The organism is Microbulbifer pacificus (assembly GCF_033723955.1).
Lineage (GTDB): Bacteria > Pseudomonadota > Gammaproteobacteria > Pseudomonadales > Cellvibrionaceae > Microbulbifer > Microbulbifer pacificus.
Genome location: NZ_CP137555.1, coordinates 4,027,243 through 4,042,055, shown reverse-complemented (window position 1 = coordinate 4,042,055; position 14,813 = coordinate 4,027,243). Strand labels below are relative to the sequence as shown.

Genomic DNA, 14,813 nt, shown 5'->3' with positions numbered 1-14,813 from the left:
GGATTCCTTGATCAGGCTGGTAGCGGCAGCTGACCGCAAACGAGAAATGCGTCCCGTGCAAAACTGTGCGCTTGCACACCGTTGCCGGATTTGACCAGAAAGGATACGCCTTCGGCACTGGATTCCGCTGTGACCTCTGCCTCAATGGTGGGCTGGCGTCGCAACAGGGCTTGGGGATTAAACAGGGCTACATTGATCCCTTCGCTAGTGGAGATCGGCGATTGAGAAACTCCCGAACTGAGGGCGCGCGCTGAAGGAGTTTCAAGCCCGTGGATACCACATTCGCGTAACTGCGCACCCAGCTGCTGACAAAAGCTGTAGCTGGTGCTGTGTGTCAGCTGTGGCCAGAAATCCTGCCAATCTTCACTCTGCAAGCGCACGCCGGGGTCTGCACAATATTTAGCCGAAAAGAACTGATGGAAGCTGGTTACGGGTGCAGATGGTGCAGGCTCCATGTCATTCAGGAACAGCAATCGATAGTAGGCCGCTTCGGCCAGAACAGTATCCACGGTCTTGCTACCGTAGAAGATGCCTGCCTCTGCGGTTCCGCCAAAACGGGATCCCCAGGGAAGCGGCGGGTAGCGAAAGGGGGTGGCGAGCAGATAGTGGAGTTGTTCGCTGCCTGGCAGGCGTGCCGGCTTGCTCTGTTCGAGCAAATTTTCGAGTATCGCCTGCTTTTGTAAGCTGTTTACCAGGCTTCTGGTGGCAACTTCTTCCTGAGATTCGATGATGCGATACAGGCGCCCAATCAGCCGGCTAGCCGAATCGCGAATCTTGGCGCGAAGATCGATCAAACCTTGCCTCGCATGGCATCCAGGTAGGTGACGATTCTCACCAGGCCATCGATACGGCAGGCCAGCTCTTTGGGCACCCCATTGAGCGCGCGATTGGCAGTGGCGAACCAGGTTCTGGCGCCCTCTTCCCCGCCCATAAGGACGAATGCTGAACGGTAAGCTCGCACCAGTAGCAGTGCCAACTGACCTTCCGCACTTTGCGGGGCGAGCCCACTGCGGCGACGCAGGGTGCGGTCATCCAGGTGGATGATTTCACTGAGCTCTTTCTTTTTAAACCCCAAATGATCCGCTGTATTCAGGACCGCCTCGAGAAGGACCTCATCTTCGGTAGTTTGGGGAGTATGGGCTGGATTTGCCATATCGCCTCCGGCTCAACGATGGACATATGACCAAATTTAGTTGAAATTCGGACTTATGGCAATCGAAAGCACTAAATCAGCGAGCGAGCAGCCAACTCCAGACGAAACGCAGATACAAAAAAGGCCCCGCTCTTTCGAACAGGGCCTTTTTTGTATCTGGCGGACCGGACGGGACTCGAACCCGCGACCTCCGGCGTGACAGGCCGGCATTCTAACCAACTGAACTACCGGTCCGCGGTAGTGACTTCCTCTGAGGAAGTGGTGGGTGGTACAGGGGTCGAACCTGTGACCTACGCCTTGTAAGGGCGCCGCTCTACCAACTGAGCTAACCACCCTTCGGTGGCCTGCGACGATTTTGACAATCTCGCTGAACCTTCCGTTTTGCTCTTGGGCTTCCCCCTTGAGCGAGGCGCATCATACTCGAACGTAATTTTGTGTCAACAAAAAACGCGCCAAAATTTCCAAAACACTTCCTTTGCACATTTTTCAACCGAGCGGGCAATCCCCCCGCGGCCGAAGCCTAGTTGCCCTCGCGATCGCGCAAACGCTCGCAGTTAGCCTCAGCTCAGTCTATGCGCGCACCCTCTCCCTTTGCAGAAACCGGCGTCGGTTGAACTTCGTCCTGTGGTTTCTCCTGCTCCTGGGCAACATCCTCAGGCAGTTGACGATAATCCGCACTAACTGAACGCCCTGCAATGATGACATCACCACCATGCTGAATAAGGCGCTCTTTTGGACGCCCCACATCCGGCGCGCTGAAGTTACAAACGCCATCCGGGAATATTCTGCGCATATCCTCAATACGCTCAACAATCGCAGTTGACGCTGGACCGTAAATATTCTTGGCTAGTGCTCGCTCAAGTGGCTGCAGTTCGCATTTGAAAATGTCGCCAGTAATTGGGCCGCCCGCCACCTGGCGAGAGGTGCTGTAGATTGGATACGTTTGCATACAGGCGCCATCTGACTTGTGGTTCCACTCGCCATCCCAAACATGAGGTCCTGCGGCAATAACATTGCCATCCTTGTCAAAACAGCGATCGGTGGCCTCCACCGGCTTGTTGCCTGCCACACCCAATTCGGGGTGCTCAATAATCTTCTGCATCCAGTGATCGATGATGTCGAGCGCCTCGTCGATAGGGTTGTAGCTCTTATGGCTCATCCATATCAGCTGGTTATCCGCATGGCCGCGGGCGTGGCGGATGCGCTCCCGGCTGGCGAAGGACGCCAGGCTGTGGTGCATATCCAGTTCACCCTCAAGATAGTGGCGCACGTCTAGGATCGGGATTTCCACATCACCAAGAAAGATGTGGCCAGAGCGATAGATCCCCTCGATGGCCTGCACACTGGCGACGCTTCTCGGCGCGGGATTATCCAGATTGCCGAGATTCATGTTCTGCTCACTCCATACCGAGAGTTCAACCGGAAACAGCTCTCCGTTCATAAACCAGAGTTTTTCACCGCCCTGCTCTGTCGGTGTTTTCCAGCCGCCAATGGTGGCATTCATGCGCAGGAATTCATCTACGCTGATCACTCCCTGTTTCAGGGCCTCCAGACCGTACTGAACACCCTGGTTATCCCAGGCACTATTGGCATATCCATCCTGGCCTGCGCCGTAAAAATCGCGCAGATCTTCCCAGTGCGTCCAGTGAGTGTTCTTTGCGACGGGATCGGTAAAACTCTTGCTGAAATGCACAAAGTTGGGGTTATTTACCAGCGGCACTAAGCCGCGCCAGCCCTGCACACATTCCGATGCACCATCCGCGACACCACGATAACGTCCATCAAACATGGATGCCGCATTTTCCAGGGCCTTGAACCGATGTTCAAAATTTTTCTGAGACGACAGACCGATAATTGCCTCGCGTTCCTTCACGTCCTTCCAGCGCGGGTTTTCTGCGGAAACCACATCGAAAAAATATTCCAATGGTTCGCAGTCAAATACGTAGATGGTCTGGCTAACCATGTCCGGATAGGAATACAGCGGAAGCGCAGCGTCGAGAACACCAGGGGCATTTTGCGCGAGCAAATATTGCTGGATCGCACCACCAGAACCACCGATACCTACGGTATACATGGGCTCTGCATAAAGCGCTGCGAATTGCTTTTTCAGACGACGCGCGGTGTCTTCCGCGAGCCAGATATTGTAGTGATTACTGGTTTGATTTGCGGTCGAATAAACTACGGCGTAGCCGCGCGCAAGTTGATCCTCACGGCGATCGATAATTGACTTTCGCGATATATCGCCCTGACGGCGCCCGATACCAACGCCTCCGCGAAACTGATAGATCAACCGCCGATTCCAGTTGCTGGTTGTTGGTTTATCGGCACTTTCCCCGTCACCCCGCAAGACGGCAATGGCATAGAAGAAGCGGTTTATGGTTCCGGTTTCCAGCCGCACAACAAAATCCGTGGTTTTGCCATTGACCGTCACCTGGTCGATATCATTTTTCGCTTTTTCCAGAGGGTAAAACAATCCGTCCAGCGTGCTGCGATAAAAGTAGGAAACCGCTGTAGTGTGGCTGCAGTCACGACTGTAACCAACCACGACATCGGTCTGTTTTCCGCTTTCATCCAGGTCAAATATGGGAACACCTTCGCCGCTGTGGTTATCGACCAAAGGCTGAACTTTTGTAACGGAATTTTCACCGCACAAAAATGGATAAGTGGATGGTCCAGAAAATAAAGTTTCTACGGGGCCGGTTTCACCAATAGCGATGGGAAACGGAAAATATTCAGCCGGGCGGCCGCTCTTGCGCGGGTGCTCACCAGAGTAGGCCGGCTTAGGGGTATGATCCAAAGCTCCGGCCGGCACTCCCACAACAGGCGCATTGGGAACACCGGGAATGCGCGGCAGCTTTTCATAAACAAACCAGCAGCCGAGACCGAGTAGTACAAAAAATGAGGCCACTATAGCGGTCACTATTCGCCGAGTGCCGAACCGCCGCGCAGAGATGCTCCTTGCGCTCCAAGCCATATACGCCTCCATACGCCATTACGTCCTTTCCTTGTACCAAAACAGTTCAAGGTCAAACTGTATCAACAGTCAGATCTAGTAATTGAAGTGGCACAGCAACAGTATATGTGGCGCCGGGAAAAGCGTCGGAGACTTGGCGGGCGAGTAAACTCGAAGAAAATTCTGCGGAAAAAGTCGTTTAAAATTTAGACTGCAGGAACGCAGAACTCAAAGAATGGAAGTAAGAATTTCCGGGGCAATCGAACAATTTTTTGCCCCGGAACAGCAAATTGGCAGCACATCGAGAATTTCAGCGACGGGCTGCCAATCAGACAGATGTCAGACGATGATACCGCGCTGCTGAAGGGACTTGATCACCGCATCCACTTCCTCTTCCAGCGTCATCTGGTCGGTGCGCAGGTGGAGCTCCGGATTTACCGGCGCTTCATAGGGGTCATCGATACCAGTGAAACCACGAATTTCACCGGCGCGGGCTTTCTTGTACAGGCCTTTAGGGTCGCGCTCTTCCGCCGCTTCCAGGGAGCAGTCAATAAAGACTTCCATAAAAGGAAGGTCACCCTCTTCGTGCACCTTACGCACCAAAGCGCGGTCTTCAGAATACGGGCTGATAAAGCTGCTCAATACAACCACTCCGGTATCGGCAAACAGCTTGGAGATTTCGCCCACGCGACGGATATTTTCCTGGCGGTCTTCCGCGGAGAAGCCCAGGTTGGAATTGATGCCGAGGCGGATATTGTCGCCATCCAGGCGATAGCTCAGCACACCGCGAGCGGTGAGCGCCTTCTCCACCGCCACCGCTACGGTGCTTTTGCCAGAGCCGGAGAGGCCGGTAAACCACAAGGTCACACCTTTATGACCCAGCATTGCAGCACGGTCACCACGAGTTACCTCTCCGTCGTGCCAGTGAACATTGGTTGCCTTGCGCTCTACTACTTCCGTCACGTTTCTTCCCCTAACTACCAAATGGTTAAATCCGGCCAATTCCACGGCCGAAATCACAAAACTGGCGCGCATTATCCTAGATCGCCCCAACCCAGGTAAAGGCAACCCATAGAACAATAAAGCCCAAAAACCAAAAAACCCGGCATATAGCCGGGTTTATGGGACCAGAAGGTCAAATATGGGGTGGCCGACGGGGATCGAACCCGCGACCTCAGGAGCCACAATCCTGTGCTCTACCAACTGAGCTACGGCCACCATTGATAAAGTTTTAATTGATGCCTTGTGGCGACACCAATGTCCCTGCTCCGGCATAAAGCCCGGCAGGGCCAGAACAATTGCTTGCAAAGCACCGCTTTGCGATTGTTCTGGCGCCAGTCAGCTATGCTGACTGGCCGGAATAGTCCTGCGACTAGAAGCTCACTGCGGACCATCAAAAGCCCACCAAGCTCGCAGCCACCATTAAAGTATGGCGCGCCCGGCAGGACTCGAACCTGCGACCATCCGCTTAGAAGGCGGATGCTCTATCCAGCTGAGCTACGGGCGCAAGAAAACCCGGTAATCTGGTCGGGGCAGAGGGATTCGAACCCCCGACATCCTGCTCCCAAAGCAGGCGCGCTACCAGACTGCGCTATGCCCCGATTCCCTTAGGGGCTGACCCCGTGAGAGAGCGCGCATATTACTTGCGGCCCCCGGGGGTGTCAACGGCGCTAAGCTATTATTTTTAAAGAAATTTAACCTTTCACTCATCCGCTCCCGGCCACGCAGTTCTCGCGGCTTACTCTATAGGGAAATTGTTTGCTGCCTGTGCGAAAATAGCGCCCTTTCATTAAGCTTCCACACAACCTCCAATAGAGCCTGCCCAATTCTGGCGCCCGGCTCATCGATCAAGTTGAGATATTTCTATGTCTGCACTGGTTCTGGACGGCAAGGCTCTTGCCCAGAAAACCGAACAAGAACTCTCCACGCGTGTTGCCGCACTGAAAGAAAAAAGCGGCGGCCAGACTCCGATCCTCGCCACCATTTTGGTGGGCGACGATCCGGCTTCGGCTACCTATGTAAAGATGAAGGGCAATGCCTGTCACCGCATCGGCATGGATTCCCTGCAGGTAGAGCTGCCCTCCTCCACTACTACCGAGGAGCTGCTGGCGAAAATCGAAGAGCTGAATGGCAACCCGAACGTGCACGGCATCCTGTTACAGCATCCGGTGCCGGAGCAGATTGATGAACGCGCGTGCTTTGACGCGATTGCACTGGAAAAGGATGTCGACGGTGTGACCTGTCTCGGCTTCGGCCGCATGGCGATGGGCGAAGAAGCCTACGGTTGCGCGACCCCCAAAGGCATCATGCGCCTGCTGGAAGCCTACAACATCGAATTTGAAGGCAAGCACGCCGTGGTTGTCGGCCGCAGCCCGATTCTCGGCAAGCCCATGGCAGCAATGCTATTGAACGCCAACGCTACCGTCACTATCTGCCACTCCCGCACCAAAGATCTCGCAGACCACATTCGCCGTGCCGATATCATTGTTGGCGCCGTTGGTCGCCCGGAATTTATCAAGGCCGGGTGGATCAAGGACGGCGCCGTGGTTGTGGATGCCGGCTACCACCCCGGCGGTGTCGGAGATATCGAACTCGGCCCGCTGGTGGATCGCGTTGCGGCCTACACTCCGGTACCGGGTGGCGTTGGCCCAATGACCATCAACACCCTTATCTATCAGTCCGTTGATTCCGGCGAGAAGAAGATTGGCTGACGGTAAAACCCTGCGCCTCGACAAGGCCATCAGCCAGGTCACCGACCTGTCGCGGGCGGAAGTCAAGCGGGCGGCAAAGCAGCAGCGGATCACCGTCAATGGCATGACGGTGACCGACCCCTCGGTCAAAATCCAGGATACCGATGAGCTCTGCCTGGACGGCGATCTGCTCACGGAAGCGGGCCCGCGCTACATCATGCTGAATAAGCCGTTGGGCTATGTCTGCGCAACCAAAGATGGCGAGCACCCCACGGTGCTCGACCTGCTGGATGAACCCAACAAGCACAAACTGCATATTGCCGGCCGCCTGGATATAGACACCACCGGTCTGGTGTTGATTACCGACGACGGTCAATGGTCACACCGTATCACATCCCCCCGCCATCACTGCGCCAAGACCTACTACGCACACCTGGCCGACCCCATTGATGAAAGCGCAATCGACAAGTTCGCCAAAGGTATCTGGCTGAACAACGAAAAGAAGCGCACCAAGCCCGCAGAGCTGGAAATTCTCTACCGCAATGAGGTGCGCATCACCATCAGCGAGGGACGCTACCATCAGGTCAAACGGATGTTTGGCGCGCTCGGCAATCGCGTGCTGGAGCTACACCGCGAGCGCATCGGTGACATAGTACTGGACGAAGAGCTCACCGAAGGGGAATACAGGCTGCTCAGTGCCGAGGAAGTCGCCAGCGTCGGCGGGCCGGAACTGCACGGCACCGACACTCATGAATCCGATGCGGATTGATCGCACCACAGAAGTACCTTTAGAAAGATTCCCGGAACATGCACACCCTGCTCTCACAAGTACTGCGCGATTGCGACCAAAATGCCCTGTGGATTGCGGACGAAAACAGCAAAACGCTGCTGGTGTCCGGTATCCAGTTTGCCGGCAAACTACTCAGTAATCGCTGGGATGTTGTCCGCGCTGCGGAAGCGCTGGGCATTTCTGCACGCTTCAATGATTTTGAGCTGGCCTCCAGCGGCGAAAAATATTCCCGTATTGTGTATCCCGTTTCCAAAGAAAAGGCCGCAGTGCATCACGTCATCAATTCAGCGGTGGAAACGCTGCTGGATGGCGGAGAGCTGCTACTTCTGGGCGAAAAATCCAGCGGCATAAAGACCTATGCGCAAAAGGCCGCTGCGAGACTGGGCTGTGTCAAACAACTGCAGAAGCATGGCAACGACTACCTTAGTATTAACCGCCTTTACGAAGCCAACACTGGCGCGGCACTGGATGACAGTAATTACACCAGCCTTCGCCAGCCGGATGCGCTGGGCGGGCTCTGGTCGAAGCCCGGGCTGTTTGGCTGGAACAAAATAGATGTCGGCAGTGCACTGCTCGCCAGCGAGCTCCGCGAATTCCTGCCAACGGATAAAAACACTGAAGTGCGTATCGTCGATCTCGGCTGCGGCTACGGTTATCTCAGTGCCCAGGCGGTAGCCCTGGCGACCGCACCAGAACAGCTGCACATTCGCGCTTCAGACAACAATGCGGCCGCGATTCTCACCTGCAGAGAAAATTTCCAGGCACTGAATATTCACGGAAGTGTGAGCGCGGGCGATGCAGGCAGTGAAATCGAATCGAGCTCTGCCGATTTTCTGATCTGCAATCCACCGTTCCATCAGGGGTTCCAGGTAGAAGGCGATCTTACCGAGCGCTTTCTGCAGCAGGCGGCACGCATATTAAGGGCCGGAGGGCAGGCCCTCTTTGTAGTCAATGAATTTATCCCCGTCAGCAGGAAAGCCGAAGGCATCTTCCAGAAAGTGGAACCGCTGAGCAGAGAAAAAGGATTCTGTGTTTACCGGCTGAGCAAATAGTGCCGACAAAAAATCAGTAATCCCGCAAATTGAATAGGTTGGTGGACAAGGTGTGTTCCTCCAACTGTTCGAGCTCCAGTAATCGCTCCAACGCGTGCTTGGCACTCGGGGTATCCGCGATCAGCAACAGGTCCCGGTACTGATCAGCCAGATAGATTTCAATATCCATCGCCACCTGACCAATGGCATCCACGTCACTGATATCGGTATTACGTAGACGCTGCAAGAGTTCTGGCTCGCGCCCTTCAGGCGCGAACTGGACCCAGGTGTGCAGGGCACCTTCCCCTATATCCTCGCGGAAATTTTCCAGCGTATGGGTCATGGACAACTCCCGCCGCTTCAACTGATCCAGCAACAAACACGCCCGCGCGTTCGCGCTCACTAATTCGAATTCTTCATATTGCCGGCTCAACTTCAGGTGAAACTCCCTTCCTTCCTGAATCACATCTTCCAAGGTCTTGTACCGCATCAACTGATCCCGGGAAAACAACTGTCTAAATCCAGTATAGACTCAGGGATCATTCAGACGCCAACCGGGAATTGTCCGACAGTTCACCACGTACGATGACCGTGAAAACATCCGGTTCAGCGAAGAATCCGCAGCCGTGCCTGCAGCTTGCGGGAGGGATTGGAAGGATTGATTTGGGCGGGCGCCCATTTGGTCAGTAGTGAGCGGGATAGCGGCGCTGGGCTGAAAACACCAACACAATTTTCATACCCGGGAAGATCCGCGCTATAGGCACCCTGCAAGCGCGGACGTATTTCCGGTGCGCACCAGCCGCTCTCCAGCAGTTCGCACCGACAGCCAAAATTACTGACCAGCAGGCCACCAGGAGCGAGCAGTTTTAGCAGCTGGCTACACCAGGACTTGTCGGCGGCGATTGCCCGCTCCGCTACGCCGTCACAGTGCCCGAACAGATCATCCACGATCAGGTCGAAAGGTTCCGAGTTGCTGTCAGCGGCGAGCTCTGCCACAAATACCCGCGCATCTGCACAAACCAAAGTGGCGTCACGGACCCCGAAGAACTTTTTCGCAACCATCAGGTGATGGCGATCTATGTCCACCCCGACTATCTGTTCGGGCTGAACAAAGCGCTGCAGTAACCGTATCAGCGCGCCACCGCCAACACCGAGGATCAGCACTCGCCGCACCCTGCCCTGCGGCAGAAAAAAGGCGGGCAGCAACAACAGCTCCCACAGCGACCCCTTGAGCGGATCGTTCGGGTTCCACTGTGAATGGAACACGCCATTACTGTACAGCCGCACCGTCGCCCCGTGGGTCCGGACCTCATAGCGGTTCGTCCCAACCTGCTTCTGCCAGATCAGCGCCATCCCTGAGCCTTACCCTGCTTACCCAGCCGGCAGGTCGGAATGTTTCAGCAGAGTTTGCGCAAACGCCTCGATACCTGCGAGATCCTGCTCGGTAAATCTCGCCACCTGCGGGCTGTCGATATCCAGTACGCCGATACAGCGATCACCATTGTAAAGCGGCACCACAACCTCGGACGCCGAAACCGCATCACAGGCAATATGTCCGGGGAACTGATGGACATCTTCCACCAATTGGGACTGACTGGTTTTCACCGCAGTGCCACAAACCCCCGCACCCACCGGAATACGGGTGCAAGCCGGCTTGCCCTGGAATGGCCCCAGGCGCAGCTCATCGTCGTGAAGGAAATAAAACCCTGCCCAGTTGATATCCGGAAGTTCCAGAAACAGCAGAGCGCTGGCATTGGCCGTATTCGCCAGCCAGTCGCGTTCATCGGACAGCAAGCCAGACAGCTGTTCACACAGGGATTGGTAAAACGCGGTTACCGTCATAACAGATTCCAGTTACTTAAATTACCGAAGAATTGAAATCAAAAGCCCGCTGGATCAGCGGGCTTGTTTGTCAAAACTTGCAAAAATCGCTACCAGAGAGGGTTTAGCGATACGGGTCCGCCACAGCTTCTGCTCCGTTCGCAGCCTGTGACTCACGCACCTCGGCATCTATCGTGGGCTTGGCCCACTCGTCGTCGGAAGGCTCGCCACGGCCGCGAATGGCCGGAGCAGAATTGGTTACATCACCGGCCACCAAGCCACGCTGACTGGCACTGGATGAATTCGCAATTGCAGCTGACGGCGCTGTCGGTTTGGCGGGCTCATTGTGCAGCACGCGACTGGCGATCGTGTTCAGGTTCGGGCGCCGCCGCTCTGCCAGTTTTACCGCTTCCAGTTCTGCATTCAGCCGATTGATTTCGGCCTGCATATCACCCACCTTGGCCTGAAGATCGGTGATCTGGGACAACACGCCCTTCACCTTGCGACTTTCCTGCTCATACAGCACCGCGGCACTACCGAAAGCCACCACGAAGATCAACAAAATCGAAAACTGACGCATCCAAGCCTCCCCTGCTCAAGCGCGAAAATGTTATTAGTCCGCCAAATTCTAGCGGAAGTCGGAATATCTTCCGCGAACTGGCACGTAAAACGCAAGTTGAATCAGTGACCCACAAGGCCGCAGTGATTCAAACAGCTCCAGCTCAGGTTTCCACCGTTTCTAGCATATCCAGAAACTCCAGGCTCGCCTGCTGACGAATCGTACGGCGGTGATTGGCCCAGAGGGCGGCAATTTTCTCCTGGTTGCACACCTTGCGATCTACATACACCCGGGTTTTAAGCTCGCCGATGGGCTTCGGACTCGGGCATTTACTGAACACGAACTGGTTGGAAATCAGGTCCATAAACGGGCCGGACTTGCTGCTGGGCATGATGAACAACAGCTGTAGCCCCAGGGTCTCGGTCAGGTAGCGGATCACTTCCCGCGAGCGGGATTCATCCATTTTCGAGAAGGCTTCATCCACCAGCACCATCTTCAGGTGACTACTGCCGTCGTTGAAGCGGAAAGCGGAGGTCACCGCCGCGGAACGAATGATGTAGGCCGGAGTTTCCAGCTGGCCACCGGAACCGGTGCCATACTGGCTGAGCGCGATCGGCTCCTTGCCTTCCGGTTCCTTGAAAATTTCGTAATTGCGGTAGTTGCGGTAATCGCTGATGCGATCCAGCTCCCGACGGGCGAGCTGCTCGTCTTCGCTCAGCAGCATATTCAGCAAGCGATCCCGCACCTGCTGGTGCTTGGGTGACAGTTCCGCATCAAACAGACTCTGCTCTTCCCCCAGATTCGGCAGTTCGATAACCGCTTTAAAGAAGTTCCAGTAATCCTTGAACTCCGGCACCCAGCGGTAATCGAAACGGAAGCGCTCGCGGTCCGCGCCGAAACGGTGATGCTCCAGCTCCTGGTTCAGGTCATCCAGCACCCGTTTGCCGTCGTTGATCGACTGGTAAATCGCGTGGCAAAGGTGTGTTACGAATGTGGTGTTGAACGATTTCTTCAACCCTAGCAATTGCTCGTGGCGATCCACCAGCAGATTGTTTTTGAGGCGATTGCGCAGCGCGGTGACCTGCTCCACCAGCTGGCACACCAGCTTGAACTGACCCTCGGTGTGGCCAGCGGCAAAATCCGGATCAAAGGAAAGGGTATCACCAGTACTGCTACAGCTGTTGTAGTCCATTACCGCCTTCAGCAGCTGATGGCTGTATTTCTGCAACAGTCCCTGCCACTCGCTCACGTCTCGCGCAAAGTCGAAACCATCCCCGGCCCGCGCGGCCTGCTCATCGGCATTCTGCAATGCGGCTTCGGCATCGAACTCCGGCGCAATCTGCACGATACGCTGTACTGCGGCTTCGCGATCGGAAAGCTCTTCATCCAACTGGTCCAGCTGCGCCGAAAGTGCATTCAGCTGCTTGGCGATACTGTCGAGATTGGTCTCGAGCTTGCCCACCAATTTCTGCAGGCTAGCGCCCTGCTGCCGCTCTGCATCCAGTTTCTGGTGCAACTCATTGGCCTGCCGTTCCAACTCCACGCCATCGTCGAGATCCAGGTTGGACAGTGCCTGCTCTGCATTGTGCCGCTGCCGCTGCGCGTTCAGCGCAGCATCCACAGATTCCAGTAATTTCAGCGGGGTCAGGCTGCGCACCGCCTGCGCGAGCTTGCGCAGCTGTTGCTGCTGCTCATTGACCTGGGTGGCCTCGCTCAGCAGCTGGCGCATGGCCCTCTCCTGGGCGGCCAGTGCCCGCGCCCGGGCGCCCTGACCAAACACCAGCTCGCTATCGTCGATATCGCTGCGCCACATGCTGTAGTTGCCGCTGGCCAGTCCTTCCGGCGTGAGGCCGCGGCGAGTTACACGCAGTTCATCTGCATCTCGCACCTGCAATACGGAACCGTAAGATGCGCGCAGATAGTATTCCGCGGTTTTGTGATTGAACGACATCAACTCGATGATGGATTTTTTCGGGATCTCCAGGCGCTCGGCATCGCGCCGCGCCTTGTCCCCCTGAATCACCCGCGCGCGGTTGTTCCTGCCCGGCATCGCGCGCACGATACTGATGGCTTCAGCCTCATACTTCGCGTCGACAATGATGGAGAATCGCGCACCGCCCAGGTAGCCCTCCACCGCCATCTGCCAACACTCGTCCAGCACCTCAACGAAATCGCACAGCACCTGCGGTTCTGCCTGCGGACACTGCTCGCGAATAGCGGCCAGCGCCTGATCCACATAGGCTGGATAGTGCACGCGGTTGGATTGCAGATAATGAATACGAGATTCCTGCACCTGCAGCGCCTTTTGCAACTGCTGGGTTTTCTGCTCGCCGCGGGAAACCAGGTCATTCACCAGATCCCGCAGGGTCACCTGACCAGATTCGGCATCGGTCATTTGCTGAACCAGGCGATTCTGCAGGGTCTCTACCGTCGCCACCAGTTCCCGCAGAGATTCCTGTGCGGAGAGATCGATCCAGTCCTTACCGAGCAATCCCTGCAATTGCGGCAGATCGTCGCCGCGGGCTACTGCCTTGAGGGATTTGAGCAAGCCGCCATCGCTGAACGCGGGGATTTCCAGCGACACCGAGGTGCTGTTTAAAAGCGTCAGCAGGTCACCGGCAGCGGCCTGGTTGGCCGCAAATATTTGTTGCTGGGCGGCCAGCGGCGTCCCCAGGGAGGACAACACACGGTTGGCTTCAGCCACTTTCTGGTCGAGCTCATCCTTGCTGCGCAGCGCGGCAATGCCCTGGCGCTGCGCCTGGATCGATACCAGCTGTTCATTGAGCAGGCGAGCGCGACTTTCCGATAGCTGGATTTCCTGCCCGGCGCGCTCCAGTTCCGCACGGGTATCCTTCTGCCGATTTTTGCCCTCGAGATAGGTTTTCTGTACCCGCAGCTGCTGGTGCTTGGCCTGCAGATATTCCTGCACCCGCAGCTGCAGCCACTGCCCGGTGTACATGTCCGCGGATTCAGCGATGCGCTGCAAGCTGTCGACACGATCGACAATCTCCCGCGCCTCCTGCTCCATACCGTGGATGGTTTTCATCAGTTCGGAGACGGAGCGGATGGCCTCGCCGAGGTCTCGCTTCTCCAGCACTTCCTGGGCGACGAAATCGTTGATGCTCTTTACCGGCTTGTAGGCCATAAAGTTGGCAAAGGTGCGCGCGGCATGCGTAGCCTCGCGATCCGGCACCGCATCTTTGCGCCCACGCAGCGCGCCGTAAAGACGGCGCAGGTAGGTCTTCTTCTTGTCGTACTGCTCGACCTTGTCGAACTGTTTGCCGACCACACTGTAAAAGCGATCCAGCGGCAGCAGGTGCTTGCCGTCCTGGTACTCCTTGACGAAATCGCCCATCGACAGCTGTTCGCCGGGGATCACAAAAAACTTCAGGCCTTCCTGACGCGCCTGTGCGGGTTTGGCACTGGTATCCAGATGCGCGCGGATTCCCATGATCGCCGTGAACGGCTCGCCATCTTCGCCCTCGGTGGGGTGGAAGATACCGGCGATGTAGCAATCCGTGGGTTGCAGACGCGCGTAGCTGCCGTCGTCACAACCGAGCACATAGGACGCCAGGGTGCGCACCTGTTTGCCGCCGCGCCCACGCTGGGTGGTTTCATCCTGTCCCGGGTTGAAGGTAAATAGGGTGTCGTGGGCCGCGGTCATCAACGTCTGGATCGCGTCCGCCGCGGTGGTTTTACCGGAGCCGTTGCCACCGGAAAACAGGTTGATGGGCCCGAAATCGTATTCCAACTGGGGAATATTGCCCCAATTGATCAGAATGAGTTTTTTCAGAAACATACGTTTCGAATGCTCGA

General features: G+C 56.2%; 12 protein-coding genes and 5 tRNA genes. 3 read left to right on the top strand and 14 right to left on the bottom strand.

The window, feature by feature from the left end:
• Positions 1 to 11: 11 nt before the first annotated feature.
• The 9 genes from R5R33_RS17110 to R5R33_RS17070 form a co-directional block, all read right to left on the bottom strand.
• Positions 12 to 794 carry an RES family NAD+ phosphorylase gene (locus R5R33_RS17110; protein WP_318953909.1) on the bottom strand — a complete coding sequence of 261 codons (783 nt, stop codon included), beginning with the start codon at positions 792 to 794 and terminating at the stop codon, positions 12 to 14.
• Positions 791 to 1,153 carry an MbcA/ParS/Xre antitoxin family protein gene (locus tag R5R33_RS17105; protein ID WP_318953908.1) on the bottom strand — a complete coding sequence of 121 codons (363 nt, stop codon included), beginning with the start codon at positions 1,151 to 1,153 and terminating at the stop codon, positions 791 to 793. The genes R5R33_RS17110 and R5R33_RS17105 overlap by 4 nt, the downstream gene beginning before the upstream one ends.
• A 157-nt stretch (positions 1,154 to 1,310) precedes the next feature.
• A tRNA-Asp gene (locus R5R33_RS17100) sits at positions 1,311 to 1,387 on the bottom strand.
• A 25-nt stretch (positions 1,388 to 1,412) separates the two neighbouring features.
• Positions 1,413 to 1,488, bottom strand: a tRNA-Val gene (locus tag R5R33_RS17095).
• A 230-nt stretch (positions 1,489 to 1,718) separates the two neighbouring features.
• On the bottom strand, positions 1,719 to 4,127 hold the full coding sequence (locus R5R33_RS17090) for a DUF6351 family protein (RefSeq protein ID WP_318953907.1): 2,409 nt from the start codon (positions 4,125 to 4,127) through the stop codon (positions 1,719 to 1,721).
• Between the two features lie 318 nt (positions 4,128 to 4,445).
• Complete coding sequence (gene cysC, locus R5R33_RS17085) at positions 4,446 to 5,069, bottom strand: adenylyl-sulfate kinase (RefSeq protein WP_318953906.1); 624 nt, start codon at positions 5,067 to 5,069, stop codon at positions 4,446 to 4,448.
• Positions 5,070 to 5,248: 179 nt separating this feature from the next.
• Positions 5,249 to 5,324, bottom strand: a tRNA-His gene (locus tag R5R33_RS17080).
• A 212-nt stretch (positions 5,325 to 5,536) separates the two neighbouring features.
• Positions 5,537 to 5,613 (bottom strand) — tRNA-Arg (locus tag R5R33_RS17075).
• A gap of 17 nt (positions 5,614 to 5,630) precedes the next feature.
• Positions 5,631 to 5,707: transfer RNA gene (locus R5R33_RS17070), tRNA-Pro, on the bottom strand.
• A gap of 264 nt (positions 5,708 to 5,971) precedes the next feature.
• Between R5R33_RS17070 and folD the strand changes: the two genes are divergently transcribed.
• From folD to R5R33_RS17055, 3 genes are read left to right on the top strand one after another with little or no spacing between them, the layout of a single operon-like run.
• Positions 5,972 to 6,817: a bifunctional methylenetetrahydrofolate dehydrogenase/methenyltetrahydrofolate cyclohydrolase FolD gene (gene folD / locus R5R33_RS17065; protein ID WP_318953905.1), complete on the top strand. Its 846-nt coding sequence runs from the start codon at positions 5,972 to 5,974 to the stop codon at positions 6,815 to 6,817.
• Positions 6,810 to 7,565: a 16S rRNA pseudouridine(516) synthase RsuA gene (rsuA, locus tag R5R33_RS17060; RefSeq protein WP_318953904.1), complete on the top strand. Its 756-nt coding sequence runs from the start codon at positions 6,810 to 6,812 to the stop codon at positions 7,563 to 7,565. The genes folD and rsuA overlap by 8 nt, the downstream gene beginning before the upstream one ends.
• Positions 7,566 to 7,603: 38 nt before the next feature.
• Complete coding sequence (locus tag R5R33_RS17055) at positions 7,604 to 8,638, top strand: class I SAM-dependent methyltransferase (protein WP_318953903.1); 1,035 nt, start codon at positions 7,604 to 7,606, stop codon at positions 8,636 to 8,638.
• A 13-nt stretch (positions 8,639 to 8,651) separates the two neighbouring features.
• On the opposite strand, the gene R5R33_RS17050 is transcribed toward R5R33_RS17055, so the two are convergent.
• The 5 genes from R5R33_RS17050 to R5R33_RS17030 all read right to left on the bottom strand — a co-directional run bounded on the left by R5R33_RS17050 (position 8,652) and on the right by R5R33_RS17030 (position 14,796).
• On the bottom strand, positions 8,652 to 9,107 hold the full coding sequence (locus R5R33_RS17050; RefSeq protein WP_318953902.1) for a hypothetical protein: 456 nt from the start codon (positions 9,105 to 9,107) through the stop codon (positions 8,652 to 8,654).
• Positions 9,108 to 9,223: 116 nt separating this feature from the next.
• Positions 9,224 to 9,970: a spermidine synthase gene (locus R5R33_RS17045; RefSeq protein WP_318953901.1), complete on the bottom strand. Its 747-nt coding sequence runs from the start codon at positions 9,968 to 9,970 to the stop codon at positions 9,224 to 9,226.
• 18 nt (positions 9,971 to 9,988) lie between these two features.
• Positions 9,989 to 10,459 carry a GAF domain-containing protein gene (locus R5R33_RS17040; RefSeq protein ID WP_318953900.1) on the bottom strand — a complete coding sequence of 157 codons (471 nt, stop codon included), beginning with the start codon at positions 10,457 to 10,459 and terminating at the stop codon, positions 9,989 to 9,991.
• 103 nt (positions 10,460 to 10,562) lie between these two features.
• Entirely contained in the window at positions 10,563 to 11,018 is a 456-nt protein-coding gene (locus R5R33_RS17035) for a hypothetical protein (RefSeq protein WP_318953899.1), read from the bottom strand.
• A 142-nt stretch (positions 11,019 to 11,160) separates the two neighbouring features.
• Positions 11,161 to 14,796, bottom strand: coding sequence for an ATP-binding protein (locus R5R33_RS17030; RefSeq protein WP_318953898.1), 3,636 nt, complete (start codon positions 14,794 to 14,796; stop codon positions 11,161 to 11,163).
• Between the last annotated feature and the right edge of the window lie 17 nt (positions 14,797 to 14,813).

Coding starts and splice junctions, on each gene's coding strand:
- R5R33_RS17030 (WP_318953898.1), bottom strand. CDS start 14,796: ATGTTTCTGAAAAAACTCATTCTGATCAATTGGGGCAATATTCCCCAG.
- folD (WP_318953905.1), top strand. CDS start 5,972: ATGTCTGCACTGGTTCTGGACGGCAAGGCTCTTGCCCAGAAAACCGAA.
- R5R33_RS17105 (WP_318953908.1), bottom strand. CDS start 1,153: ATGGCAAATCCAGCCCATACTCCCCAAACTACCGAAGATGAGGTCCTT.
- R5R33_RS17040 (WP_318953900.1), bottom strand. CDS start 10,459: ATGACGGTAACCGCGTTTTACCAATCCCTGTGTGAACAGCTGTCTGGC.
- R5R33_RS17050 (WP_318953902.1), bottom strand. CDS start 9,107: ATGCGGTACAAGACCTTGGAAGATGTGATTCAGGAAGGAAGGGAGTTT.
- R5R33_RS17090 (WP_318953907.1), bottom strand. CDS start 4,127: ATGGCTTGGAGCGCAAGGAGCATCTCTGCGCGGCGGTTCGGCACTCGG.
- R5R33_RS17035 (WP_318953899.1), bottom strand. CDS start 11,018: ATGCGTCAGTTTTCGATTTTGTTGATCTTCGTGGTGGCTTTCGGTAGT.
- R5R33_RS17045 (WP_318953901.1), bottom strand. CDS start 9,970: ATGGCGCTGATCTGGCAGAAGCAGGTTGGGACGAACCGCTATGAGGTC.
- R5R33_RS17055 (WP_318953903.1), top strand. CDS start 7,604: ATGCACACCCTGCTCTCACAAGTACTGCGCGATTGCGACCAAAATGCC.